17 protein-coding genes are annotated in these 26254 nt (G+C 70.8%); 8 read left to right on the top strand and 9 right to left on the bottom strand.

Going from position 1 to position 26254, the window contains the following annotated elements; genetic code table 11:
• Positions 1-921: 921 nt before the first annotated feature.
• On the top strand, positions 922-4920 hold the full coding sequence (locus tag ACIBSV_RS16615; RefSeq protein WP_395863506.1) for a helix-hairpin-helix domain-containing protein: 3999 nt from the start codon (positions 922-924) through the stop codon (positions 4918-4920).
• A 158-nt stretch (positions 4921-5078) separates the two neighbouring features.
• Here the strand turns inward: ACIBSV_RS16615 and ACIBSV_RS16620 are convergent, their stop codons facing one another.
• The 4 genes from ACIBSV_RS16620 to ACIBSV_RS16635 all read right to left on the bottom strand — a co-directional run bounded on the left by ACIBSV_RS16620 (position 5079) and on the right by ACIBSV_RS16635 (position 11499).
• A complete protein-coding gene (locus tag ACIBSV_RS16620; protein ID WP_395863508.1) occupies positions 5079-6176 on the bottom strand; it encodes an ABC transporter ATP-binding protein in 1098 nt (365 codons plus the stop codon).
• Positions 6177-7780: 1604 nt separating this feature from the next.
• Positions 7781-8593, bottom strand: a complete 813-nt coding sequence (locus ACIBSV_RS16625) for an MOSC domain-containing protein (protein ID WP_395863510.1) — start codon at positions 8591-8593, stop codon at positions 7781-7783.
• Positions 8594-8806: 213 nt separating this feature from the next.
• Positions 8807-9331 carry a DUF6643 family protein gene (locus tag ACIBSV_RS16630; protein ID WP_395863511.1) on the bottom strand — a complete coding sequence of 175 codons (525 nt, stop codon included), beginning with the start codon at positions 9329-9331 and terminating at the stop codon, positions 8807-8809.
• A 1046-nt stretch (positions 9332-10377) separates the two neighbouring features.
• Complete coding sequence (locus ACIBSV_RS16635) at positions 10378-11499, bottom strand: hypothetical protein (protein ID WP_395863513.1); 1122 nt, start codon at positions 11497-11499, stop codon at positions 10378-10380.
• Here ACIBSV_RS16635 and ACIBSV_RS16640 point away from each other — a divergent pair.
• Complete coding sequence (locus tag ACIBSV_RS16640; RefSeq protein ID WP_395863515.1) at positions 11482-12405, top strand: ADP-ribosylglycohydrolase family protein; 924 nt, start codon at positions 11482-11484, stop codon at positions 12403-12405. The two genes, ACIBSV_RS16635 and ACIBSV_RS16640, sit on opposite strands and share 18 nt — an antisense overlap.
• Before the next feature lie 754 nt (positions 12406-13159).
• Here ACIBSV_RS16640 and ACIBSV_RS16645 read toward each other — a convergent pair.
• Positions 13160-13576 (bottom strand): cupin domain-containing protein, encoded by a 417-nt coding sequence (locus ACIBSV_RS16645; protein WP_395863517.1) that lies wholly within the window; start codon positions 13574-13576, stop codon positions 13160-13162.
• 309 nt (positions 13577-13885) lie between these two features.
• On the opposite strand from ACIBSV_RS16645, the gene ACIBSV_RS16650 reads away from it, so the two are divergent.
• From ACIBSV_RS16650 to ACIBSV_RS16665, 4 genes are all read left to right on the top strand, one after another.
• Complete coding sequence (locus ACIBSV_RS16650) at positions 13886-14311, top strand: MarR family winged helix-turn-helix transcriptional regulator (protein ID WP_395864055.1); 426 nt, start codon at positions 13886-13888, stop codon at positions 14309-14311.
• A 738-nt stretch (positions 14312-15049) separates the two neighbouring features.
• Positions 15050-17164, top strand: coding sequence for an MMPL family transporter (locus tag ACIBSV_RS16655; protein WP_395863518.1), 2115 nt, complete (start codon positions 15050-15052; stop codon positions 17162-17164).
• Positions 17161-18396 carry a sensor histidine kinase gene (locus ACIBSV_RS16660; RefSeq protein ID WP_395863519.1) on the top strand — a complete coding sequence of 412 codons (1236 nt, stop codon included), beginning with the start codon at positions 17161-17163 and terminating at the stop codon, positions 18394-18396. The genes ACIBSV_RS16655 and ACIBSV_RS16660 overlap by 4 nt, the downstream gene beginning before the upstream one ends.
• Positions 18397-18810: 414 nt before the next feature.
• Positions 18811-19509 (top strand): response regulator, encoded by a 699-nt coding sequence (locus tag ACIBSV_RS16665; protein WP_395863520.1) that lies wholly within the window; start codon positions 18811-18813, stop codon positions 19507-19509.
• Positions 19510-19584: 75 nt separating this feature from the next.
• On the opposite strand, the gene ACIBSV_RS16670 is transcribed toward ACIBSV_RS16665, so the two are convergent.
• Together ACIBSV_RS16670 and ACIBSV_RS16675 are read right to left on the bottom strand one after the other, a co-directional pair.
• On the bottom strand, positions 19585-20574 hold the full coding sequence (locus ACIBSV_RS16670) for a transporter substrate-binding domain-containing protein (protein WP_395863521.1): 990 nt from the start codon (positions 20572-20574) through the stop codon (positions 19585-19587).
• Between the two features lie 293 nt (positions 20575-20867).
• A complete protein-coding gene (locus ACIBSV_RS16675) occupies positions 20868-21476 on the bottom strand; it encodes a TetR family transcriptional regulator (RefSeq protein ID WP_395863522.1) in 609 nt (202 codons plus the stop codon).
• 209 nt (positions 21477-21685) lie between these two features.
• Here ACIBSV_RS16675 and ACIBSV_RS16680 point away from each other — a divergent pair, with 209 nt between their 5' ends.
• Positions 21686-22924 carry an FAD-dependent oxidoreductase gene (locus ACIBSV_RS16680; RefSeq protein ID WP_395863524.1) on the top strand — a complete coding sequence of 413 codons (1239 nt, stop codon included), beginning with the start codon at positions 21686-21688 and terminating at the stop codon, positions 22922-22924.
• Between the two features lie 96 nt (positions 22925-23020).
• On the opposite strand, the gene ACIBSV_RS16685 is transcribed toward ACIBSV_RS16680, so the two are convergent.
• Positions 23021-24283: a trans-sulfuration enzyme family protein gene (locus ACIBSV_RS16685; RefSeq protein ID WP_395863526.1), complete on the bottom strand. Its 1263-nt coding sequence runs from the start codon at positions 24281-24283 to the stop codon at positions 23021-23023.
• 216 nt (positions 24284-24499) lie between these two features.
• Here ACIBSV_RS16685 and ACIBSV_RS16690 point away from each other — a divergent pair, with 216 nt between their 5' ends.
• Positions 24500-25006: an Lrp/AsnC family transcriptional regulator gene (locus ACIBSV_RS16690; RefSeq protein WP_395863527.1), complete on the top strand. Its 507-nt coding sequence runs from the start codon at positions 24500-24502 to the stop codon at positions 25004-25006.
• A 29-nt stretch (positions 25007-25035) separates the two neighbouring features.
• On the opposite strand, the gene ACIBSV_RS16695 is transcribed toward ACIBSV_RS16690, so the two are convergent.
• A complete protein-coding gene (locus ACIBSV_RS16695; RefSeq protein ID WP_395864057.1) occupies positions 25036-26211 on the bottom strand; it encodes a low temperature requirement protein A in 1176 nt (391 codons plus the stop codon).
• Between the last annotated feature and the right edge of the window lie 43 nt (positions 26212-26254).

Consider the following 26254-nt stretch of genomic DNA (forward strand, 5'->3'; position numbering starts at 1 on the left):
GACGGCGCACGGCGGCCCGGGGTCCCGGATCCGGGCCGGGCTGCGTCGGACGGCGCATGCCGGCGCGGGGTGGCCCGGTGGTTCGGGGGTTGGGCTGGGTCGGACGGGGCGCGCCGGCGAGAGCGGGGTTCGATCGACGCCGGCCTGCGCGAGGCGGCCGGTATGGGGCGAGGCCGGGCCGGGCTGCGTCGAACGGCGCATGCCGGCTCGGGGTTCCGCGTCTGGGCTGGTTTGGGCTGCGTCGGACGGCGCACGTCAGCACGGGGGTGGCCGGGTGGTTCGGCAACTGGGCTGGGTCGGACGGGGCACGTTCGGCGAGAGCCGGACTTGGAATGGCGGCGGTGGTCGGGGATGGCTGGAGGAGCGGGGTTGAGGTGCGTTTCGGCTTCGCTGAGGCGAGGTGGCGCGGGCGCGGGCGTGTTGATGTGTGTGGTGGCGGGCCATTTGAAACGCGGGTGGCATCAGGCTTGGCTGCTTTCGTCGGCGTCGGCGACGTCGGGGCGGGGCGCCGGGGCGGAGGGCGGCCCGGTTCGTCGCCCGGGGAGGGCCCGGCGCCAGGGACGAAGGTTCGGCCGTCGGCGGAACGGGGGTCCACCCCGAAGGGCTGCCTCGCCTGGATCGGAGGCCGGGTGCGTCCCGCGCGTGAGGTAGACCGTAGGTACGTTGCTGAGGCGTCGGCGGTCCCGACCATGGTCTTGACCAGTCGAGGTGGCGGCCGAGCGTCCGGTGGATTCGTACGTGTCGGGCCGGGCCTTCGGAGCGGCGGGAGGGTGGGGTGAGGCAGTTTGGGATCATCGATCCCGGTGCGGGCCGGTGATGCCGGCGTGGCCGGTGGTGCTTCGGGGCGTTCGAGCGAACGAGTTTGGGTCGGGTGTGGTTGACGTGAGTACGGGTGGCGTTGGTGGTGCAGGTGGTGTCGGCATGAGCGACGGCGACATGGAAAGCGGCCCGCAGGACGCCGTCGAGTCCAAGGCCGATGAACGAGGCGAGACCGAAGGCCGATCCGGCGGCGAGGGAACGTCCCAGACCGTTGACTCCGCGCTCACGAACCCGGAGGCCGCCTCGGCCCATGCCCCTGATGCCCCCGAGGCTCGTCCGAAGCCTGATCCGGTGGCCCTCCTACGCGATCAACTCGCAAGACTGGCGCGCGGCGAAGCCCCGACAGTCGTCGGCGGCGTCGACCACATCGATACCCCACACGGGGACGGCGCCGAGCGCGCCCGCAGACGTAGCGCGTTGGCCGCCGAAGCGGCAGCCCTCGCCGCCGCCGAAACCGCCGCGCGCGAGGAGAACGCCACCAACGCATCGTCGACCAACGAAGAGAGCACCGCTCTCCACTCCCGCCCGATGCGCGACGTCGAACTGCCACCAACCGCACACACCGAGGCCACCACTCACAACCCTTCACCCACAGCCTCAACCACGGACAACACCCCCACCGCAGCGCCAAATCACGCCGCCGAGAGCACCGCTCTCGCCCCTGAGAGCGCCCCAAATCCACCTGCGGCCCCACCCGCCGACAACGACCAGAGCGCGGCGCGAAACGGAACCACCGAGAGCACCGCTCTCGCTGCCTCGGACGCCGCGAGCGCATCTCTGTCCCCGGCCGCTGTCGACGGTCCGGGTGAGGCGCAGGGTCGCCTCGCCGAGAGCACCGCTCTCACCTCTTCTGATGTCGCGAAGGCAGCGATGGCCGCACCTGTCGGCGATGAATCCGGTGGGACGCAGACCGGAAGAACCGAGAGCACTGCTCTCGCCGCTTCGGATGCCGCAGGCCCACCTTCGCCACCCGCCGCCGGCGACGGACCGGGTGAGGCGCAGGGCCCCCTTGCCGAGAGCACTGCTCTCGCCTCGTCGGAAATTGCTGGTGCAACACCGGCCTCGCTAGCTGGTGGCGAATCTGCCGAAGTGCAAGCCCGCCACCCTGAGAGCACTGCTCTCGACAATTCGGCGGCTGATCGCGGTGAGTCGAAGCCCGATGTTGAGAGCAGTGCTCTCGCCGACCGAAACCGCTCGGTAGTGACATCGAGCCCGGACCCCGAGAGCACCGCTCTCGAAGCTTCATCCGCTTCTGAGGCAATCTCGGAAAACGAGAGCAGTGCTTACGCGGATGCGATCGAAACCGGTTCGGTCCCGAGTCGAGAAGCCGAGAGCACCGCTCTCGCCGTCTCGGGCAGCGAGCGGGACGAATTCGAGCCAAAGATCGAGAGCAGCGCTCTCGACGGTCGAGGCGGTGTTAGCGACGCGCCGGAATCGCCAGCCGAGAGCAGTGCTCTTCATTCGGCAGCCCCCCGTCCCGATTCCCATTTCGATCGCGACCGCAACTCCGGCCCGGGGCTCGATCCCGGGGTGAACCCCAACCCCAACCCCGGCTCCAACCCCAATCCCAACCCCAGCTCCAGCTCCAGCCTCAACCCTGATTCGGGCTCCGATCCCGTCTCCGATTCTGACTTCGGCTCGGGCCCCGGCTTGGGTCCCATCTTCGGCCCGGGTTCGGGTCCCGGCGCTGATCTCGGTCCCGGCTCTGACCTCGGCTCGGGTTCCGGTCCCGGCTCTGACCTTGGCTCGGGTCCCGGCCCCGGCCTCGGCCCTGACCTCAGCTCCGATTCGAGTTCGGCCCCCGGCTCGGACCTTCGTTCCGACGCCAGCCACAGCCATGTCTCGGGCTCCGGCTCCGACTTCCGTTCCATCGCTGGTCACAGCCCTGTTCCCGGTGGCCCCGGTGGCCCCGGCAGCCGCAGTGCCGGTCTTGGTTCGGGCCCCGATCCCCGCGCCCACTCACAGCCAGACGCAATGCCCGATCCGAAAACGGAGAGCCATGCTCTCGAACAGTCGGGTGCCGGCGGCGCGGTGCCGATGCCGGATAGCGAGAGCGGTGCTCTCGGTGATTCGGGGACCAGCGAGAGCGGAGGAAGGCCGGGGCGGGAGAGCGGTGCTCTGAGTGGAGAGCGGTGGCAACCAGGGAGTGGGGCGGAGGCGCACGCCGGCCCGGCTTCGGGGGGCGGAACTGGTGGGTCGAGTTCGCGTGGAGACAACATTGCCGGCGATGGTGGTTGGGTAGGGCCCGGAATCGGAGGCGCCGCGAAGGTAGTTGCGACCGAGGAATCCGCAGCAGGTGCGGCGACAACAGCGCCGCCGCCGCTACCCGACCCGGCTCGGCGGCCCTTCGCCGCAGTCGTTGCCGACGTCGCCCGGCTCTTGGCGGCATCCGGGGCGCCCGAGCGGATGGCGCCGCAGGTGGCCACTGCGCTGGGCAGCGAGGCCGCAGAGACGTTGGCGGCCGATCCGTGGGCACTGCTCGCGGTGCCCGGGATCGCCCCTCAGCAGGCCGACCTGTTTGCCCGTGGGGCGCTCGGCGCCGGATGGATCGCCGACGATCCTCGACGGGTGCGCGCGATCGTGTTGTGGCTGCTGCGGCGGGCCGCTCGACAGGGCGATACCGCGATCGAGGCCGATGCCGCCCGGGCGGCGCTCGCGCACTTCGAGGTCGGCGACCCCGATACCGCGCTGCGGGCCATACTCGCCGAGGGCCGTGTGATGGCCTTCGCCGCAGCGCTGGCGGGGCTTGCGGACGCTGACGGCGACTTCGACGAAATCGGTGAACCCGCCGACGACTTCGATGCCGATTTCGACGAAGGCTTCGAAGAACCCGACGAACTCGCCGCCGTGGGCGGCGTTTTGCTCGCCCTGGACGATTACGCCCTCGCCGAGGAGGCTATTGCCGAAGCGGTCGTCCGGCTGATGTCCACGGTCGAACCGTGGCCGGAGACCGGCGACACCAAGCTCGATCGCGCGCTGGGTACGAACGGCGTCCTTCTGTACGCCGCGGGCCCCGGCGAGGAACCGCCGGCCGCGGTCCTGACCGTCGCCGCGAACGCTCGGAACGCCGGATTGCGGGTAGCCGTTGTCGCACCGACCATCGACGGCCGGGACCGACTCGGCGCGGGTGCGGTCGGACTCCGGGAACTGGCCGCGATGGAGCGCGGCCCGGACGGCACCCTCGAACTCGACCTCCTCGTCGTCACCGACGCGACGCTGCTCGACGTCACCGCCGCCGCCGCGATCTTCGAGGCCGTACCCGACGGTGCCAGGATCCTGTTGGCCGGCGACCCGGCCGGCCTCGAATCGACGGGTCCGGGACGGGTGTTCACCGACCTTGCGGCCACCGGTGCGATCCGCGCCCTGGTTGCTCCGACGGTTCCCGACGATCCGCCGGCGGCGCTCGCCGACGGCATTCGGGACGGCCGGCTGCCTCCGATCCAGGATCCCGAACGCCGCGTCGTTCTGATCCCCGCCCACAGCGGCGAGGAGGCAGCCCATCGGTGCGCGCAGCTGGTCGCCGACTCGATTCCGCGGGCGATCGGGATCGCGGCCCGGGATGTACTCGTGGTCGCTCCCCTTGCGACCGGTCCCGCCGGCGCGACGGCGCTGAACGCCGCGCTCAAGGTCAGGCTCAACCCCGGTCGGGAAATCGGCCCTGGGGCGGGGAGTTCCGCTGTGTCCGGCGACGGCGTGACCGGTGCGATCGACGTCGGGGACTGCGTGATTCGGGCCATGCCCGACGCAAGTGGCGGTGTGGTTCAGGGAATTGTCCGCGAGGCGCTTCCCGACGGCCGGGTGGTGGTGGCCTTCGGCACGGCCGCTCCGGAGGCCGTTCGGCGAGCCGAGCTGCGTCACGGCTGGGCCTTGACGGCCCGTCAATCCCTTGGCATCCGACGCCCGGCGGCAGTCGTCGTACTCCCCGCCGAAGGTGCCGACGCCTACACCCGGGCCCTCATGTACACGCTTGTCACCCGAGGCGAACGCCACGTCTCGATCGTGCACGCGGCCGGCCCCGCACTCGCTGCCGCGGTCGCCGCCGACCCGACCCGTCTGCGCACCACCCACCTTCAGCAGGCATTGCGCGAGGCGGCGGGCTGAGCACACATCCGTGACCCCGCGTCCGGGCCGTGCGGGACGGCGGCTCGGACGCGGGGCCGGGTTGACGGGCGGACCGGCCGGTGCGAGAAGGCGCCGGGGCGGATGCGGGAAGGGGTCGGAAAAGATGCGGGCAGGGGCCGGGTGGGGAAGAAGTCGGTTCAGTCGGTGAGGCGTTCGCCCGTGGACTTCGAGAACTTGTGGATCTCGTCGGCGCGAGGGGTGAGGTGCAGGGTCTCGCCCTTTTGGGGAACATTGGCGCCGGCGACACGGACGACCAGTGTGGTGGGCGTGCCGCCGACCTGGGCGGTGCCGTATACGTAGGCGTCGGAGCCGAGTTCCTCGACGACGTCGACCGTGATGGCCAAGCCGCGCGCATCCGTGCCCGAGGTGACCTCGAGGTGTTCGGGACGGATGCCGACCGTGATTCGCTCGGCGTTCTCGGCTCGGGTGGTGGCCTGCGCTTCGCGGGTGAGCGGGACCAGGACGTCGCCGAAACGGATGCCGCCCTCGGTCAGTTCGGTGTCGATCAGGTTCATCGATGGTGAGCCGATGAAGCCGGCGACGAATACGTTGATCGGGCGCTCGTACATCTGGCGTGGTGTCGCGACCTGCTGGAGGATGCCGTCCTTCAGTACGGCGACGCGGTCGCCCATGGTCATCGCCTCGACCTGATCGTGCGTCACGTAAACCGTCGTGGTACCCAACCGCCTTTGTAGACCCGCGATTTGGATGCGGGTCTGGACGCGGAGCTTGGCGTCGAGGTTGGACAGGGGTTCATCCATCAGGAATACGCGGGGCTCGCGTACGATCGCGCGGCCCATCGCGACGCGTTGCCGCTGGCCGCCGGAGAGGGCCTTCGGCTTGCGATCGAGGTACTCGGTGAGGTCGAGGATCTTCGCGGCCTCGGCGACCCGCCGGGCGATCTCGTCCTTGGACTGATGTGCGATCTTGAGCGCGAAGGCCATGTTCTCGGCCACCGTCATGTGCGGGTAGAGCGCGTAATTCTGGAACACCATCGCGATGTCGCGCTCTTTGGGTTCGAGGTTCGTGACGTCCCGGTCGCCGATTCGGATCGCGCCGGAGTTCACGTCCTCCAGGCCCGCGAGCATGCGGAGAGCGGTGCTCTTGCCGGAGCCGGACGGGCCGACCAGGACCAGGAATTCCCCGTCGCCGATTTCGAGCGAGAGGTTGTCGACGGCGGGCCTGTCGCCCTTGGTGTACCGACGGGTGGCGCGGTCGAACGTGACGGTGGCCATGTGGTCGTGTCCCCTCACCCGGCAGGAACGTGCCGGACGGTCCGAGGTAGTGGGGGATTCAGCGTGCCCGGCGCGGGGCGACCCGGAACGGCGCTGGATCGAGGCGCGCGGGAGGAGCCGCCCGCGCGGGTGACGGTAGTGCGCCAAGTGGCGGTACGGCACGGCGGGGTAGCAAGGCGCTGTGGGCGCAGGGGCGGACGAGGCAGGTGTCACCCGGCTGTGCGCGCCGGCGCCCGTGACGTCGAACCGGCGTGGGTGGGGCGATGGGTAGGGTGATGCGTCGGTTGGCGGGCCCACCATGGGCCCCGGCCGGCCGACGGCCTTGTCCGACGAAGGCTCAGCTTCCCGCTGCCGGACGTGACGGCCGAGCGTGCGGGCGGGCGGGGCCGTGCGACGGAGAGCCGGGGACGGACGGTCGCCCCCCGCGTCGAACATCTCTGTCCCGCAGTTGCCTTCGTGTGTCGATGGGTGGCTACGTGAGACCGCGTGGACGTCAGCTCCGCGTCGAGCGATGGCGTGTGTGACGGCTCGACGAGCGGGCGTATGGCCGCCCGCGCGTGGGTAGCCGGCTGTCGCCGCTCGGCCGGGTGTGGACGTGCTTTGTTCGGGCTGAACTCTCCTGCGCGGGCGGGTGGGCGCTGCTGCCGGTGCGGGGTTGGGCGGGCGGATCCGGTGTGCTGAAGGGGGTGCGTCGGTGCTCCATCGGGTGAGGAGGTGCCGTCCACGGTGGCGATATGCCGGACACCGAATGACGGTTCGCTTGCGTCGTCGCGGCGACACCGCTGCGTGCCACCTCGCGGCCTCCTCCGTTGACCGCCGGCCGCCCGCCGGGCCGGCGCCCCTCGCGTGCCGATATCTGCCGCCGCCCGCAGCGGCGAAGCGTGGCGTCCACTCGCCGTTGGACGTTCGTCGAGTCCGGCTCATCGGCTGCCCTCCCGTCGTGGACCTCTTGGGCGATAAGAGCACCCATCGGCACCGGGCCTGTCCTGACGATCGAGCTGGACGGACGTCCTTACGGTGGGTGCGACTTACGACCAGCGCGCTCGCCGAATGGCCACCTCCGCGCGCCGGCACGGCGATGGATGGCCAAGTCGTACGGGGGTACCTTGCCGGGCTGAGGAGCCGTCACCCGCTTGAGCCGCGGGCGTTGCGCTACCCGGCGCGAAACGATGCGTCGCCGCCGGGCGCCCGGCCGTCCGACCACGGGGTCACCGGCCGCGGGCCGCTTGCCCTCCGTCGGCGCCAAGCCGCGAGGCCGATGACACCCGAACTCGCGCCTCCGTACCATCCGGTCGTTCCTGCCGGCGTCGGCTCGGAGGGGATGGTTGCGTGTGGCGCGGTGGTGTGCCGTGGGCGGACTTTCGTCGGAGCGGTCCGAACGCCGCCGCCCCACTGCCGTCTTCACCCAACGGCGCGCACGGACCGGGCCCGCCGGCGAGATGCCCCTCCGTACGCGGTCAGTTCGCCGAGCGATGTCTGGCCTGACCTCGAATGGACGTGCAGAAGCCGAGCCGGGCCGGTCGTGATGTTGGCCCATCCCAGTCGATGCGCGTTTCCGGTGTCGGGTGGTCTCGCCTGCCGGGCGTCGAGTGCTCGTGGGTGGGTCAGTTGGTTTCGAGGACCTCGACGAGGGCGCCGACGTGGAGGATGGCCTTGGTGTTCGGGGAGAGTTCGGGGATCAGGTTCTGGCCGAAAATGAGCTTGTTGCCGAATCGACGGTGTCTCCCGAGGGACTTGAGCGGCTCTGGGCCACGGGCGCCGGTGTGTTGGTCGGTCGTGGTGATCACGCAACGCGAACACGGCTTGACCACACGGAAGATGACGTCGCCGATCCGGACTCGGCGCCAGTTGTCCTCGGCCCAGCCTTCGGGTCCGTCGATGACGACGTTGGGGCGGAAGCGGTTCATCGGCAGCGGCGAGTCCATGACGGTGTTCAGTGCTTCGAGTGAACCCGTCGTGGTCAGCAGCAGCGGAAATCCGTCCGCGAAACTCACCCGATCGGATGCATCCGCGAAGCGCTGATCGGGCGTTCGTCGGGTCGGGTCATCGAGATGGACCAGTCGGACGTCGATGCCCAGCAGCTTTCCGAACCACGTGTGCGCGTCGTCCGGACCGATAGCGGCCTCGAGTTCGTCGTTCCAGACGGTCACCGGGACGAGCCGGACCTCGGCAGTCGGCTCGATCCACAGTTCGTCCATCGAGGGCGCGCTTACGGCGAGTCGCCCGTCCGCCTCCTGACGTACCGTCACGGTCGCGAGCAGTGGCTGCTTGCGCTGGCTGACGAACCGTCCGGTCTCGTCCACGAGCATCCAACGCCGGTCGTCGGCAAGACCCCAGGGTTTGACCACGGCCTCGGAGAGGTCGATACCGCGTGCGGACTTGATCGGATACACGTGCAAGGAGGCGAGGTGGTGCATGCGTTCACTTTTTCACGCCGGTCCGGGGAGGCCGGCGGGGGATCGGTGCGACGCCGCCCTGTTCGGGAGGTGCCACACGACGTGCGGTGGAGCGACTCGATGCTCGACGCGATTCCCGACTCGTGCACGTGGCGACGGGTCGGATCCGCGCGAGTCGTCGAGTACGTACGGCTCGGGTACTCGACCGGCAGTGTCCTACGGCCGGTGCGCGAATCAGTAGCGAGGCGGGAACTGGCCCGGCTCACCCATGTTCGGCACGCGCGGCGTCGGGACCTGGGGCGGCTGCACGTACTGCGCGGCGTACTGCCCGGCGCCGGGCTGCGGCGCCTGGTGCACGGCCTGCTGAGGTGCCTGCGGCGCAGCCGGGGCCATCGACGCGTAGCCCGACAGGTGCGCGTTGTTGTACTGACCGCCGCCGTACTGCGGGGAACCGCCGCCGTATTGCGCCGGCACCGGCAGCGGGGCGGGCAGCGAGGGCATCGGGGCCGGCGTGTTGTAGCCGTAGCCCGGGGCCGACGCGCCGTACGCCGGAGCGGGCGACGAGTACGAGGACGGGAGGGCCGGGAGGGCGGGGAGCGCCGGTCGTTCGCCGAAGAGCGGGTGCATGGCGAAGTCCGGCATGGGGAGGTTGAAGGGGCCGATCTCCGGCCGGCCCCGTTCGGCCACCAGCCGGTCGTAGATCGGGGTCTCCGAATACGGCGAGTAGATGCCGCCGTCATAGGCGCGAGCCGAGGTCATGGCCGATAAGGTACGCGATTCGCGGCGCTTGCGAACCCCCTGGGTCGTGACGAATTTCAGCGGGTCGCGTCTGGACTTCGTCAAGCCTTGCCAATGGCCTCGGCCGGGGCGGTTCCGTAGCCTGCGCAGGGCATGTGATAGGGCGTCACATTTGGGTCGAATCAGCCGTGTAGGGCGTCTGGCCTTTCACCAAGCGGCCGGCGCATGATGCGGTACGAGCGGGCTTCGTCACGCGCAGTCGCGATCGGCTGCCGGTGGCAAGGCCATGAACGTCCCGGGCAGTGCCGCCCGCCGGTCGGTGCCGGCCTGCCCACCCGGCCGGGGAGGACTACGTGCGGTACGACTCGCAAGAGGCGCAGGACGGGCGCGGCGAAGGGCAGCAGGCGCCGGAACAGGCGCGGGGACAGGTGCAGGTGCAGGCACTGGGTCGGGCGCACGATCGGGATGGGGAACGGGAGCGGGCTCGCATCCGGCGGGGTCGGTGGGGAGGGCCGGCGGCGCGGGACGCGGAGGGTGTTGCGGAGGCGGCGACGAGGGCGGCGGCAGCGGCGGCGCGGGCAGTGCGGCCGGATGGGGGTGCTTCGTCGGAGGCCTCGGGTGCGGCGGATGTGGCTGATCCGTCGGGGGTGTTGGGTGACGTGGGTGATGGGTTGCGTGCCGGCGATGGCGTGGGTGGGACGGCGGACGGTTCCGGTGATCGGGGCGTAGTGGAACCGGTGCGGGAGTTGCTGGTGCCGCGGTCGGTGCTGCGGGCCGAGGGGGGTCGAGATTCGGACGACTTTGGGTCGGGCCGTCGAAGGCGGGCTGGTCGAAGGCCGGGCGGGAGCGGCCGGCGTCGAGGCCGCGCGGCGGGCGAGGGCCAGGGTGAGGCCGCAGCCGGAGGCGGGGCCGGGATTGGGGCCGGCCGTGCGGACAAGGGTTGGGGCGGCGACGCTCGGCTCGCAAGCGGTCCTCGTGGTGATGACCGGGGTGGGCGGGGAACTGGCGCCGGCGGCGGTGGCATCGGCGAGGCTCCGGCAGCCGACTCCGAACTAGGCGCGAGTGACTTAGCCTGCGATGGGCGGGGCCGCCGAGTCGTGGTTCGCGACGCCGGAGCCGCGGGCGATCGCGTGCGAGCCGGCGTTGATCGTGACGGTCCGGCTTTCGGCGACGGAACGCGAATTCCTCGGCGCCCAGATCGTCTGTCGCAAGACGATCGGCTCGGCGATGGTCGGTTCGACAACGACGACGGGGGCCGTGGCTCGCGCCTGCCCGGCGATCGGCCTGGCGATCGTCGAGCGCCAGATCGTCAGCCGCAAGATGATCCGACCCATGACGTTCGGGCTTCGGATGATGGGCGACGAGATGTTCGCGAGGGAGATCCTGCGGAGCGGGGCGAACCCTCCGACGGAGGTCGAGTTCGAGCTGGTGGGGCGGTAGGCGCTGACCGAGACCAGGGTGGCGGGGCGCGAGATGATCGCGAGCGAGATTGTCTGACGGGAGATGATCGGAACGGCGATGGTACGGCTCGAGATCGACGAATCGATGGTGGTCGAACCGGCGGGAGTGGGACTTTGGGCGACCGAGTTCAGGGTGGGCGGGCGCAGGATGGTCGCGACCGAGACCGTCTGGAGGGGGATCGCATCGGCCGAGATCATCTTCATCGAGATCATCTGAACCAAGCCCGTCCGGGGCGAGAGCTTCTTGGGCAAGACCGCCTTGATCAAGAGCGCATTGCGGAAGGCCGTCTTGCTCAATATCGTCTTGATCAAGACGATGTTGCTCGGGATGGTGTTTCCGCTGACCGTCTTGCTCAAGACGGTGCCGCTCCGGAAGATGCTGCCCAAGGCCGTCTTGCTCAAGATCGTCTTGTGCAAGATCGGGTGGATCGAAGTCGTCTTGGTCGAGACCGTCTGGAACGGCAGCGTCTTGGGCGAGACGAAACCGGTCGCGCCAAAGCAAATGCGAGCAATCCGAATCGAGGCGAGCTGAATCGGGGCGAAGTTGCCCGAGGTGAGCCGGCTCGAGGCGAGCCTAAGCGGCGGCGATCGCCGAAAGGTGTCCCGGTCCGGGCGGATCGGAGCAACGGCGGCCCGGATGACGCCGATCGATTCCTGGACGACGCGCTTCCCCCGGCCGGGGCCATCGACCCACCGCCACCCGGTGTCGCGTTGCTGGACCGCATCCACGGAGGCTGGATCGGACGTTGCCTTGGCGCCCATGAGGCGGCGCGTATCCCGGGCGGGTCGGGTGTGCCGGATGTCGCTCGCGCGGAGGACCGTAGCGACGCGATCGATCGAGCCGTGCTGAGTCTGCGGGTGTTGGAGTTGCACGGGCCGGGATTCACGAGTGCGCAGGTCGGGGCGTTGTGGTTGCTGACGCTGCCGTTCCTGCGTCCACGTCCGGCGGAGCAGGCCGCGTATCTGGCCTTGCTGGGTGGTGCGTTGCCGCCGGCGACGGTGTCTGCCGGGAGTGCTCGCGGTGATACCGATGAGGCGATGGCGCGAGCGGATCTGTACGGGTACGTGGCTCCCGGCGATCCCAGGCGGGCGGCGCGGTTGGCGCGTAAGGACGCGGTTGTCTCGCACGCGGGTGAGGGGCTGTACGCGGCGATGTGGAGTGCGGCGCTTGCGGCGGCTGCGTTCACGGCGCGGAATGCGGCGCAGGCGGTCGGTGTGTCGTTGCGGCATGTGCCCCTCGAATCGCGGTTGTCGGGCGCGATTCAGGGTGTTCTGGTCGCCTATACGCGTGGGCGGACCTGGGAGCAGGCGGCGGCCGAGGTGCATCAGCGCTACGGAACCACCACGCGGGGGGATGCGCTTGGGAACGCCTGCCTGGTCGCGGCGGGGCTGCTCTGGGGCGATGGGGATCCGTGTCGGCAGATCGGCCTGACGGTACGCGGGGGCTTGGATATCCAAACCACCGCGCCGGTGGCGGGGTCGATCGCCGGCGCCCTGTATGGCGCGGAGGCGGGCTGGCCGTCGATGGCGCCGAGTCGGGTCAGGACCGGGCTGCCGGGGCAAGAGGCGTGCGTACTGGCGGAGTTGGCGCAGCGAACCCTTGCGGTGACCCGCGCGGAGGCGCCTTTGTGGTGAGGGATGGGTGGAGGCGCGGTTGATGAGGGCTTGGTGAGAGTTGGATGAGGGCCACGTAAGCGCGGTGGCGTTGACGAATTGCGTGGATTGCGGGGCGGCGGGGCGGCCGGACTACGGGGTCGCGCTCTGGCGCTTCCGCTTCAGCGTCATGGTGCTCGGCTTCGCCGCTCGGTCCTGTGGTTCTGGTTCATGTGCCAGGAGTTGGGCCGGTCTTGTGCGGGGCTGGGCTGGGCGGCGCTGAGGTGACGGGTGCGCGCCGCGGAGGCGATTTCGTGGCGATCCGCCAAGTGTCTAGGGGCCAACAGCGGCGGATGGTTGTGGAGTTCCGGTATCTGCGGGCCCGGTGGCCACAGGGCCAACCCGTTCGCTGCCGGACTTCGCAGCCCGCCACGGTCCGCTTCCGGTCGGCCACCGCCCACCGCCCACCGCCCACCGCCCGCACGCCGCCGCCCACCGCCGTCACCGACCGCCGGCCGCCGCTGCCCTCCCGCTGTCAGCGACCCCGCCGCCGGCCGCCGCCCTCACCGGCCGCCCCCGGGAGTCCGGCGTTGTTGCTGCTGTTTGGTGGCGATTTTTGGGGGTTGCTCTGGTGCTGGACCTGGATGCGTTGGTGGGGCGGGTGGCGAAGGGCAGCGGCACAGGGTGTGGAGTGACCGTCCGGACGACGTGAGCCCGTCGGCCGAGGGTGGCCGGCGGGCTCACGGTTGGTTTCGGTGGGTGGGCCGGAGGCTGGTTGGGCTTGCGGGGGTGTGGGTTATGCGATCCAGGGCGGGAGGACGCGTTCGGCCTCCTTGGGGGCCATTCCGCAGGCGCCGGGCGGGGTTATGTCGTTCGGGTTGTAGGCGAGGGCTCCTGCGGGGCAGGTGACGATGGCGGAGAAGCCGGATTCGGTGTCCGAGTGGAGTTGGCGCGGGACGTCGGCCGGGAGGACGAGCGTGTCGCCGGTGGCTGCGGTGAGCTTTTCGCCGTCGACGTCGGCGGTGAGGCTGCCGGTGAGTACGGTCCAGATCTGGTCGGCGTCGATGGCGTGGTACGGGCCGGAGGTTGCTGCGGCCATGTCCACGCGCCACAGGGCCGCTTCGGTGCCGCCCTGGGTCGGGGAGGCGTACGTGGTCATGACGGCGTTCGGGGTGGTGGTGACGCGGGCGTCGGCACTGCGAATGACGGGCATACGTTGATCTCCTCGGTAGACTCGTGAGCAACTCGACAACATCGTTGTCTAAATAGTGAACCAGGTTGTCTATTCATGTCAACAGATTCGCCTGCGGGCGGTATGGGCGGTCCGCACGGCGTGGGTGGTCCGGGCAAAGTGGGTGGTCCGGGCGAAGTGGGTGGTCTGGGCGGCGGGGGCGGTACGGACGGAGTGGGCGGTACGGACGGAGTGGGCGATCGCGGGAGCGAGCGCGTTTCGGCGAGTGCGGACGGCGGCGGTGAGCCCGAATCGGACCCGCCCGGCTTCGAGCTGCCGTTGCGCCTGCTGATGGCGTTTCGCATGCTCATCGACGAGGTTCACGCGGAACTCGCCCGGCAGGGCCATCCCGACCTGCGTCCGATGCATGGCTTCGTGTTCCAGGCCATCGGTCCGAACGGCACCACGGCTGTGGAACTCGGCCGCCTGCTGGGCGTTTCGAAGCAGGCGGCGGGCAAGACGATCGATGGCCTGGAGCGCCTGGGCTACGTCGAACGCGGTGTAGATCCGAGTGACGCGCGGCGCAAGGTGGTTCGGCTCACCGTGCGCGGAGTCGATTCGCTCGCGAAGTCGGCGGCGGTCTTCGAGGAGTTGCGTGCCAAGTGGGGTGAGACGCTCGGCATGGATCGACTGCGTGCGTTGGAGGAGGATCTCCGGACGATGACACCGGGGGACTCGTTCCACTTCGACATGCCGGCTTGGTTCGGCGGCGGGTGAACGCAGGAGGGGTCGGGCGGGACCGGGTCGGAGCGGAGCGGTTCTGGAGCGGCCTCGGAGTGCTTCGGCCCAGCCCAGCCCGGCCCGGAGCGGACCCGAACCGGGCTGGCCGGACCAGGCAGAAGTGGATCGACTCGGCCTGCCTCGGGCGTCAGGCGAGCCGACGCCGCACCACCTCGAACCGGCCGGCCGTGATGCCTCGGTGACCGGCGCGCCCCGCTGCCTGGCACCCCCGACGCACTTGCCCGCTTGCCGCAGCGTCGCGACTCCGGGGCGGGCGCCCGGGCGGGTGTGCTCGGCGGGTCGGCGGCGGCTGCTCGGCCGAGGGGTTGCCGTACGGGAGCGACGCCGGGGGCCGGGGTTGCCCTTGGCCGTACGAGGCCGGCGGTTCGGTCGGCGCGGGCGAGCTCGTGGTCGAGTTCGTGGGTGGTCCGCGTGTCGGGGCGCCGAAGCCGGAGGGGTCGCCCGCAGGGCGGGCGGCCGGCACCGAGGCCGAGGCGCGATTCCTTCTTTTGCGCCGGCGTCCGGAACTTCGCTGCGTCGGTGGTGTTGTCGGGTCGGGAAGGTGTCGGGTCGGGAAGGTGTCGGGATGTAAGCACCCCTGCCCCAAACCCCCGCCCTACTCCCCGCCATTACTCCCACGGGATTAGTCACCACCCCCGGACATCGCCCGGAGTAACCCGGACATCGGCCGTCCGCCGGACGCCTCCGACCCGGGCGGCCGAGAGCCTTGACGGCATGGAGACACTCTCGAAGGAAGAGACCGCCCCGGCCCGCCGGGGGCGGTTGTGGGCGGTGCCGTGGGCCGTCGTGGGCGGCTGGATTCTTGTCGTCCTGGTGGCCGGGATGTTCGCGTCCAAGCTCGCCGATGTGCAGCGCAACGAGGCCGTGGACTACCTGCCGGCGAACGCCGAGTCGACCCAAGTGGCCAAGGTTCAGGCAGGGTTGCCCGGCGGTGACGCGATGGACGTGCAGCTCGTGTATCACCGGGACGGCGGATTGACGGTCGCCGACCGGGAGTTGGCGGCCGGTCAGGTCGCCGAGGTGGTGACTCGGCATCCGTTGGTGGCTGGTCCGGGGCCGGTGGCGGAGGAGTCGGTCGACCACGCGACGTTGCGCTACGCGTTGTCCGTCGATCGGCGTGGCGCCGAGCCGGATGAGATCGTCCCGGACATTCGCAAGGTGCTCGATCGGCATCCGGACGGGCTCAGCGTGCGACTCGGTGGGCCCGGTGGGATCGAGGCGGACATGGGGGAGGTGTTCGACTCGATCGACGGGACGCTGTTGCTGGCCAGCGTGATCGTGGTCGCGGTGTTGCTGATGTTGACCTATCGCAGCCCGTACCTGTGGTTCGTGCCGCTCGCGTGCGCCGGTGTCGCGGTGGCGGTCGCGACGGCGGCGGTGTACGGGTTGGTGCGGGCGTTCGGGATCACCGTCACCGGACAGAGTTCGGGTGTGTTGACGGTGCTCGTGTTCGGTGCGGGTACCGATTACGCGCTGCTTCTGGTGGCCCGGTATCGCGAGGAACTACGAGTCCACGCACGCCCGTTGGACGCGATGTTTGCCTCCCTGCGCGGATGTGGGCCGGCCATTGTGGCCTCGTCGGGGACGGTCGTGGTGGGGCTGTTGTGCCTGACCGCCGCGGATCTGAACAGCAGTCGGGGTATGGGGCCGGTCGGCGCCGTGGGCGTGGCGTGTGCGCTCGCGGTGATGACGACGTTGTTGCCGGCGGTGCTGGTGTTGCTCGGGCGGCGGGTGTTCTGGCCGTTCGTGCCCGCGTTCGGCAGCGAGCCCAAGCGTGGCCGCAGGGCGTACGCGCGGATCGGGACGGGGGTCTCCCGGCGGCCGATCGCGGTGTTGGTGGCGGGGGTCGTACTGCTGGGGGCGGGTGCGCTGACTGCGTTCGCGCTGCCGGACCCGCTGCGGCAGGGTGACGGCTTCACCTCGAAGCCCGAGTCGATCGCGGCGCAGGCGACGTTGAGTGCGGCCTTCCCGGAGCAGTCGGGTGCGCCGATCGCGGTGATGGCGCGTACCGAACGGGCCTCGGCAGTGCTCGCGGCGGTCTCCACGACGGAGGGTGTCGGTCACGCCCGGCAGGCGCGAACGGCGGGTGGCTGGACGGAAATCCTGGCCTTCGCGAAGGATCGGCCGGAGTCGGCCGGGGAACACGCCACGATCGAACGGTTGCGCACCGTGCCGGACGCGCGCGTCGGCGGGTCCACCGCGCAGCAGATGGACACCTCGCACACCACGGCGCGGGACCGCCGGGTCGTCGTCCCGCTCGTGCTGCTCACGGTGTTGCTGGTGCTGATCGTTTTGCTGCGGAGTCTGATCGCGCCGCTGATCCTGGTCGCGGCCGTCGCGTTGGTGTGGGCCGCCTCGCTGGGCATCGGTGGGCTGATCTTCGAGCACGGCTTCGGATACGCGGGAGTGGACGCGCAAACCCCGCTGCTGACCTTCGTGTTCCTGGTCGCACTGGGGGTGGACTACGGCATCTTCCTGATGCACCGGGTGCGGGAGATGTCGCTGCGCGGGGACTCGGTCAGGATTGCCGCGCCGGCCGCACTGGAGACCACCGGCGGGGTGATCGCGTCCGCCGGGTTCGTGCTGGCGGCGACGTTCTCGGTGCTCATGCTGCTGCCGCTGGTCTCCCTGGTGGAGATCGGATTCGTGGTCGCGATGGGCGTGTTGATCGACACGTTCCTGGTGCGTACGTTCCTGGTCACCGCCGCGAGCGTGGCGCTTGATCGGCGGATCTGGTGGCCGGGGCCGTTGTCTCGGCGGCCCGCGCCCGAGCCGGCGGGGACCCGGCCGGTGGAACCGCCCGCGTCGTCCCGGAAGATGGCGGTGTGACGAAGCGATCGTTTTGGGGTGGGGCGTCCCTCTGGGACGCCCTGCTCGCGTCCCTGCTGGCGGCGTGCGCGATCGGCTCGGCGTGGATGTGGCCGGGACAACGGGCGATGGACCCGATCGGCGTGGCGCTGCTGGTCGGTGCGGCGATCCCGCTGGCCTGGCGTCGGACGCGGCCGGGAACCGCGCTGTTGGTGACGTTCATCCTGACTGTGCCGTACCACAACCGGGAGTACCTGCACGAGAGCGCGGCAGCGTTGGCGCTGCTTGCGCTGGGGACGTACGCGGCGTACATCCGGCGCGAGGAGGCGATCGTGCTCGCCTTCGTGGCGTTGACCGTGGTCGTCGTGGCGATGACCTTCGGCGGCCAGGACGCGCCGTCGTGGCGGGATCGTTGCGGGATGGCCGGCTGGGTGTTCGCGGCGTTGGTCGCGGGGCAGGCGTGGCGCATCCATCACGCGCACATGAGCGCGATCATCGATCGGGCCGAGCGGGCCGAGCGTACGCGGGACGAGGTGGCCCGGCGGCGGGTGGCCGAGGAACGGCTGCGGATCGCGCGCGACCTGCACGACCTGCTCGCGCACAGCATCACGTTGATCGGTGTCCAGGCGGGCGTGGCCGCGCACCTCGCGGCCCAGGAGCCGCCGGTGGAACGCGCCGTGCTGGTCGGTGCGTTGGACACCATCGCCGAGACGTGCCGGGACACCAGGCACGAACTCCGAGCCACGCTGTCCGTGTTGCGGGATGCCGAGGAGGTCGCGTCGTACGAGGCGGTGCCCGGCCTGGCCGGGTTGGACGGCCTGGTGCCGCTGGTGAGCGCGGCCCGCTCCGCCGGCATCGAGGTCACGCTCGTCGGCCACGACGGACCACCGCCGGCGCCCGAGGTGGGCGTTGCCGTGTACCGGATCGTGCAGGAGGCGCTGACGAATGTGGTGAAGCATTCAGGGGCACGTTCCGCACGGGTCGAACTCGTCGTCGTGGATGCCGAACTGCGGGTCGCCGTGCGAGATGACGGCCGTGGAGTCGGGATCGGGAGCGGCATCGCGAGTGGGAGCGAGAGCGGGAGTGGGAATGACGTCGAGGCCGGGCGGGAGGGCGGGTTCGGCATCCTCGGGATGACCGAACGGGCCCGTAGCGTGGGAGGGACGTTGGTCGCGGGGCCGGGGCCCGGAGCGGGAGGCGGGTTCAAGGTGGAGGCCGTGTTGCCGATGGGCGAGCGGGCGGGGGCGGGATGACCCGGCGATGGGGAGGCGCGGAGCTTCGGGGTGGGGTACCGCGCCGGTCGGGCGGGGCGCGCGATGATCAACGTGCGGTGAGGGCCTGACGCCCTGCGGCGGCGTGTGCGAGACGCGGTCCTCCGGGTGCGGTGACGGCTGCGCGATCCGGCGGCGCGGGCCGCGTCGGCCCGATCGCCCGGGCACGCGAGCGGCGGGCGTACGGGCCGACGCGGCGATACGGACGCAGCCGATGCGACCGATGCGCCCGGTGCAACCGATGCGCCCGGTGCAACCGATGCGCCCGATGCAACCGGTGCGACCGGTGCGGTGGGTGCGCGAGCGGCGGACCGCCGCGCGTGATGTCATGCCCTTCGGGCGGCGGATTCGGACGGGATGGCCGCCGGTGGCGGTGTCGGGTGAGTGGGGGAGCGTGTGACGGGCGGCAAGTTGCGGGTGTTGCTCGCGGACGACCAGCACCTGGTGCGGTCGGCGTTCGCGATGTTGGTGAGCTCGGCCCCGGACATGGAGGTGGTCGGCGAGGCCGCCGACGGGCGGGCCGCGATCGAACTCGCCCGCACCACCGGGCCGGACGTCATCGTGATGGACATCCGGATGCCCATCCTGGACGGGATCGAGGCCACTCGGCTGATCGCCGCGGATCCGGAGTTGTCGCGGGTCAGGGTTCTGGTGTTGACCACCTACGAGGACGACGAGAACGTGGTGGCCGCGTTGCGCGCCGGCGCCGGCGGCTTCCTGGTCAAGGACACCCGCCCGGCCGAGTTGCTGGCGGCGATCCGTACGATCGGGGCGGGTGAGGCACTGCTGTCACCGGGGCCCACGGCGCGGCTGATCTCGCGCGTACTGCGCATGCCGACCACGCCGACGGTGGGCGAGCCGGGTTCGGTCCGGGTCGCGGACCTGTCGGGGCGCGAACGCGAGGTGCTCACGCTGGTCGGCCGGGGTTTGACCAACGCGGAGATCGGCACGCTTCTCGGGCTGAGCCCGCTCACCGCGAAGACGCACGTCAGTCGCATCATGGCCAAGCTCGACGCGCGCGATCGACCGCAACTGGTCGTCATCGCCTACGAGTCGGGCCTGATCGTCCCCGGTGACGGCCCGTCGCCGACGTAGGCCGTGCCGCCGCCTCCAACCCTCCTTTGCTCCACCGGTTCCGATGTCCTTCAGGTTCCGACGCCGTTTCGGGTCTCAGTCCTGGTACACCGCCTCCGGCGCAGTCGCCGCCTCGGTGCCGGGGATGAAGCGGGCCACGTAGGTGTCGTACAGGCGCAGCCACGTTCCATCGCGGCGGATGCGTTCCAGCGACGCGTTCACGAATCGCACCAGGTCCGGGTTGTTCTTGGCGATTTCCAGGCCGTATGGCTCGCGGGTGAGTTTGGGACCGACCAGTTCCACGAAGCGGTCCTGGGCCTGGAGGCCGACCAAGACGGTGTCGTCGCCGACCGCTCCGTCGGCCTGGCCCTGTTGGATGTGGATGAGGCAGTCCGCCCAGGTGTCGCCGGTGACGGGGGCCAGGGACCTGGTGGCGCGTACCGCGTCGGCCGCGGTGGTGCCGGCGACCGTGCAGACACGGGTTCCGCTCGGTAGGCCGGTCAGGCCCTTCGAGTGGTCGCCTGCCGCGGCGGGGCTGCCCCGCAGCACGAGTACGCGCTGTCCCGACTCGTAGTAGATCGAGCTGAAGTCGACCACGGTTCGGCGCCGGCAGTTGACGGTGACCGACTTCGCGACGATGTCCACCTGACCGTGCGCGACGGCCTGTTCGCGGATGCTGTTGGGCACGACGCGGAAGCGCAGTCGGTTCGGGTCCGAGTCGCCGAACAGGTCGGCGGCTATTTCCCGGACCAGATCGATGTCGAAGCCCTTGAGCCTGTTGTGGTCGGTCGCGTCCGCGTAGCTGAACGGGTAGGTGCTCTGGTCTATCCCGACGGTCAGGTAGCCCTGGCTGAGGATGCGTGCGAGCGAGCCGTCGGTCGTGTAGTCGGCGGCACGCGGCGGCCCCGACTTGGGGCGCAGGCTCGCGGTCGGATTGCCGCACGAGGCGGCGGACGGGTCGTTGGTCGCACCGGGCGCGGTTCCGCCCGGGAGGGCCGCGGGCGGCGCGGGACCGATGGGCACGGCAGCCGGGCTCCGGGTGGAGGTCGAGGAGGTACAGGCCACCAGCACGATCAGGGATGCCAACAGCGCCAGAGCCGGTGTGACGGCGCGCCGGCCGCGCGGCGGCCGACCCGAGGTGGGGCGCCCGACCGTGTACCGGGGCTCCGGGCGGCGGTTGGAACGGCGATCCGGCCGGCGGAGCGGGCGCCGGGCCGTGCGGTGCGGTGGAACTGCGTGTGTGGACATGACGCATCACCTCCGGTGGCGGCGCGCGGGACACCGCTCGGCTCGGCCGGTTCGGGCCTGATCGGGACGCTACCGGAACCAACTCGGCGGCCACTGGGGGGAATCCCCCCGATTCCGCGGGCGCCCGCGGGTTACCCGTGGGCTTCCTCGGCGGCTTCCTTGGGGGCTTCTTCGGGAGTGCCGAGATCGCCGGTCAGGCAGCGCTGGAGCTGGGGGCCGAGCCAGCCGACGACCTCGGCGTGCGTCATGGCCACGATCGGCGGGAGGCGTAGGACGTAGCGGCACAGAGCGAGGCCGAGAACCTGGGTGGCGGCCAGGCCGGCGCGACGGGGGGCCTCTTCGGGGTTCGGGCAGGCACGGCGCACGACGGGCGCGAGTTGTCCGGCGAAGACCGCGCGCATGCGTTCGGCGGCTTCCTCGTTGGTGACGCCCGTGCGCAGCAGGATCATCATCGCCTCGTCGTCCTCCCAGCGATCCAGGAAATGGGCCGAGAGCACTGCTCCGAGTCGAGAGCGGGGGACCGATTCGAGAGCGGGCAGGCGCAGGTCCACATCGGCGGCGGCGGCGAACAACTTCTCCTTGTTGCCGAAGTAGCGCATGACCATGGCCGGATCGATCGCGGCGTCGGCGGCGATCGCCCGGATCGTCGCGCGCTCGTAGCCGTCGGACCCGAACCGCTCGCGTGCGGCGGCCAGGATCACGGCCTTGGTCTCGGTTGATGACCTTCGCGGAGTACTCATGTCAACGATTGTAGGCCAACGCTTGTTGACAATCAGAGGTGGTCGCGTCATGGTTATGTCAACAGCCGTTGGCCAACAAGTGTTGACAAGAATGTAGGCCCGTACAACCCGACGCCGCGCCCGATCCGGCAGCGCACCGCATCGCATCGCACCGCACCGAGCCACCCCATCGCAGCCCGTCGCACGCCATCGCCCCGAAGGAGCCCGCCGTGACCTCCCAGCCCCCGACCACCCCCGCCACTCCCGCCATCCCGACCACTCCCGCCACCCCTCAGCCGTTTCCGCAGCCCTCCTCGCCCCCGCGACTGCCGGCCACCACCGACGTCCTGGTCGTCGGCGCCGGTCCCGCCGGGCTGACCCTCGCCCTCGCCCTGGTCGCCCAGGGGCGCGACGTCACCGTCGTCGACGCGCACGCCGCCGCCGAGCACACCTCGCGGGCCGCCGTCGTACACGCCCGCACCCTGGAGGTGCTCGCCCCGCTCGGCGTGGCCGGGGCGCTGGTCGAACTGGGCATCCAGTCACCGACGTTCACCATTCGTGACCGGGACCGGGTGGTCGTCCGCATCGACTTCGAAGGGCTGCCCACCGACTACCCGTACTCGCTGATGGTGTCCCAGGCCACCACCGAGGCGACCCTGTCGGCTCGGTTGACCGAGCTCGGCGGCACCGTGTTGCGGCCGTATTCGGTGACCGCGCTCGACCAGGACGTCGACGGCGTGACCGCGACCTTCGAGCACGGCGAACAAGTGCGTGCCGCCTGGGTGGTCGGCGCCGACGGCATGCACAGCACGGTGCGCGAGCAGGCCGGCATCGGATTCCAGGGCGGTACGTACGGCGAGTCGTTCGTGTTGGCCGACGTGCGGCTCGGTGGTGCCGTGTCGGCCGACGAGGTGATCCTGTACTTCGCACCCGCCGGTCTCGTGGTGGTGGCTCCGCTCCCGGGTGGTCGGCACCGCGTCGTCGCGCCGGTCGCCGACGCGCCGCACGAGCCGTCGCTCGCCTTCGTACAGGAACTCATCGACGAGCGCGGCCCGTCGACCGGCCGGGTGGTGGTCGAAGAGGTCGTGTGGGGATCGCGGTTCCGGGTCCACCACCGCGTCGCCGACACCTACCGGGCCGGGCGGATCCTGCTGGCCGGCGACGCCGCACACGTGCACAGCCCGGCCGGTGGGCAAGGCATGAACGCCGGCATTCTCGACGCCGTGGCGCTGGCCGACGCGCTCGGCTCGGTGCTCGACGGCGGCGCGACCTCGGCCCTGGACGCGTACGGCGCCACCCGCCGTCCGATCGCCGAGCAGATCGTGCGGCTCGCCGACCGGATGACCCGCGTCGCCACGATCACCCCGGCACTGCGCCCGTTGCGCAACGTCGTGCTGCGCACGATCACCCGAATCCCCGCCGTACGCCGCGACCTTGCGCTGCGTCTCTCCGGCCTGACGTACCGCTGAGCGTTGTTCGGGCCGCAGGGCGCGCGGCTCCGGACCGGCGGTCGGTCGTCACGAGGTCCGGAGCGCGCCCACCCGGCTCGACCCCGACCGGGCCACTCAAACGTGCGCCGGAGACGTCTCCTGATGAAGCATCACGACCGAGACCGAAACCGAAGCGGAATCGGAAGCGGAAGCGGAAGCCAAGTTGGAAGCCGCAGCCGCAGCCGCAGCCGCAGCCGCAGCCGCAGCCGAAGCCGAGGCCGAAGTAGCCGAGCTCCGCTCCAAAGCCGCCGACAAGTCCCCCCACAGATCGTCCTCGTGCTCCAGACCCACCGACAAACGCAGCAACTTCGGTCCGATCGCGCCCTCGTCCCGCGCCGCGTCGTCGATCACCCGGTGGGTCAGCGAAGCCGGGTGCTGGATCAGCGTGTCCGTGCCGCCGAGGCTGACCGCAGGCGTGATCAGCCGGAGTGCGGCCACCAGCGCCATCGGGTCGCCGGCCGGTTCGAAGGCCACCAGCGCGCCGCCGATGCTCGGGTAGTGAACCCGCTCGACCGCCGGGTGGGCGGCCAGCCGTTCGGCCAGGATCGCGGTGGACGCGGACGCCTTCGCGACCCGGATCGGCAGCGTCGAGAGGCCGCGCAGCAACAGGTAGCCCGCCAACGGATGCAGCAAAGCTCCTGTGGCGAAACGAATTTGGCGCAGTACGTCGGCCGATTGCGAATCGCAAGCGACCACGCCGCCCATCACGTCGCCGTGCCCGCCCAGGAACTTGGTCGCGCTGTGCAGCACCATCCGCGCGCCCGACCTGGCCGGCTGTTGCAACACCGGCGTCGCGAACGTGTTGTCCACCAACAGCGGAACGTCCCCCGCCTGGGCGGCGAGGTCGGCCAGGTCCAGCTCGGCCAGGGTCGGATTGGCCGGTGTCTCGACCATCACCAGACCGGTGTCCGGTCGCAACGCCCGGGCCACCCCGCTCGGTTCGACCCAGGTGACTTCGGTGCCGAGTAGGCCGCTCGTGAGCAGGTGGTCCGTGGTGCCGTACAGCGGGCGGACCGCCACCACGTGCCGGCGGCCCTGCGCGGCGGCCGCGAGCAGGCACGCGGTGACCGCTGCCATGCCGCTCGCGAACGCGACCGCGTCGGCGCATCCCTCCAACTCGGCCAGCGCGACCTCGAAGCGGCGCACCGTCGGATTCGTCAACCGGCCGTAGATCGGCGAGCCCTCCGGCAGCGCGCCCTCCGCGTAGGCGTCCAGGGCGAGCGCCGCGGCCGGCAGGTCCGGGAGTGGGTAGGTGGTGGACAGATCGATCGGCACGGCGTGCGTACCGAGGGCGGCGAGGTCGTCGCGACCCGCGTGCACCGCCCGTGTCTCGAACATCCGCCCAACCCCGCCCACTCGGCCTTCGCCGCGCACGCCGTCCACGGCACGCACGCCGTCCACCGGACGCGCTCCGTGCACCCCGCCCACGGCGAGCCCGCCATCCACGCCCGTCGTCCCATTCACTGCGTCAAGATCCACACGGAGGTCATCCATGCCCGCCATCGTGCGCCGACCCCCGGCAAATGAGCCGATGGCCCGAATTATGATCGCCCGATGAGCCAATCCATCGCCCTCGATCCGATCGATCTCGGAATTCTCCGGTCCCTCCAGAACGATGCCCGGATCAGCAACAAGGCGCTCGCCGCCGAGGTCGGGATCGCGCCGTCGACGTGCCTGGACCGGGTCGCCCGGCTGCGCTCGGCCGGGGTGGTGAAGGGGGCGACGGTGGAGGTCGACGCGGCGGCGCTCGGCCGGCCGTTGCAGGCGATGCTCGCGGTTCGGGTGCGGCCGCATCACCGGGTGGTGCTCAACCCGTTCGTGGGGCACGTGCTGAAGCTGCCGGAGACCCGCGCGCTCTACCACCTGGCCGGACCCGACGACTTCCTCGTGCACGTCGCGGTCGCCGACGCGACCGGACTGCAACGGCTGGTGGTGGACGGCTTCACCGCACGCACCGAGGTGACCCAGGTGCACACCATGCTGATATTCCAACAATGGCAGGGCGGTCCGCTCCTCCCACCCGAACCCCAGGGCCCGGCCCGGCGCCTGACGGCCGGCTGACCCGGCCGCACCGTGCCCCCGGGGGCACCTCACCCCTCGGCCCGCCGCCCGGTGCGCGGCCGTACATCCCCCTCGCCCTGCCGCGCCGACAGCACGATCCCCATCGCCACCGTCAAGGCCGCCACCGCGCCGGCCGTCGGTACGGCCGCCGCGCCCAGGAACGTGCAGAGCAGGACCAATACGGCGGCCGTCGGCAGCAGCGACTGTTGCGCGAGGCCGTTCTTGTGGTGTCGCGAATGCAGCGCGTACGTGGTCAGCAGGAACAGCGCGGTCGGGATCGTCACACTCGCCGACGCGGCCATCCGGGAGATGTGCGCCTCGCCCACGGCCTGCTCGACGGCGACCTCCAGGCCCGCGCCGATCGACGCCGCCGAGCCGAAGATCACATAGTGGCCGTACCCCCACAGGAAGGCCTGGCGATTGGACGCGAGGAAGTCGTGGATCGGCACCGCGAAGTAGATCCAGTACGCCGCGAACACGATCAGCAGCCCGCCGGCGGCGATCGGCAGCAGTTCGTCCAGCGCGGCCTCGTCGTCGAGCGCGGTCTGGATCGCGATGGTCGCGGCGGAGACGCTCTCGCCGAGCATGATGATGGTGAACAGCCCGTACCGCTCGGCGATGTGATGCGGATGCCAGGCGGTGGTGTGGTGGCGTTCGGCGATCGCCGGCACCGCCATCTCGGCGATCGCCAGCGGTACGAAGCCCCACTTCCACGAGGCATCCGGGAGCAGCAGCAGGACCACCCAGCCGATCTGCACCAGCACCAGCCCCGCCGCGTAGCGCAGCGCGGTGCGCCGGGCCGCCGGGTCGGTCTCGTCGTGGGCAGCCCGCAGCCATTGGAAGGTCAGCGCGACGCGCATGATCAGGTACCCGACGATGGCGACCGCGTAGTCGCTGTTGTCGAACGCGCGCGGCACTCCGGCGGCCAGGACCAGGACGCCGGTGATCTGTACGAGCGTGGCGACCCGGTACAGCGGGTCGTCGCAGTCGTAGGCGGACGCGAACCAGGTGAAGTTCACCCACGCCCACCAGATCGCGAAGAACACGAACAGGTACCCGAAGATCCCGTGTCCTGGGTGCCCGTCCGCCAGCGAGTGCACGAGTCGACTGCCGGCCTGGGCCACCGCGACCACGAAGGTCAGGTCGAAGAACAACTCGAGCGGGGTGGACGCGCGGTGCGGCTCCGCCGTGTCGCGCGAGGTCATCCGGCGCAGGATGGCGTGCGGGCCGGCGGCGGGACGCGCGGGA

It is taken from the genome of Embleya sp. NPDC050154 (assembly GCF_044460165.1).
GTDB lineage: Bacteria > Actinomycetota > Actinomycetes > Streptomycetales > Streptomycetaceae > Embleya.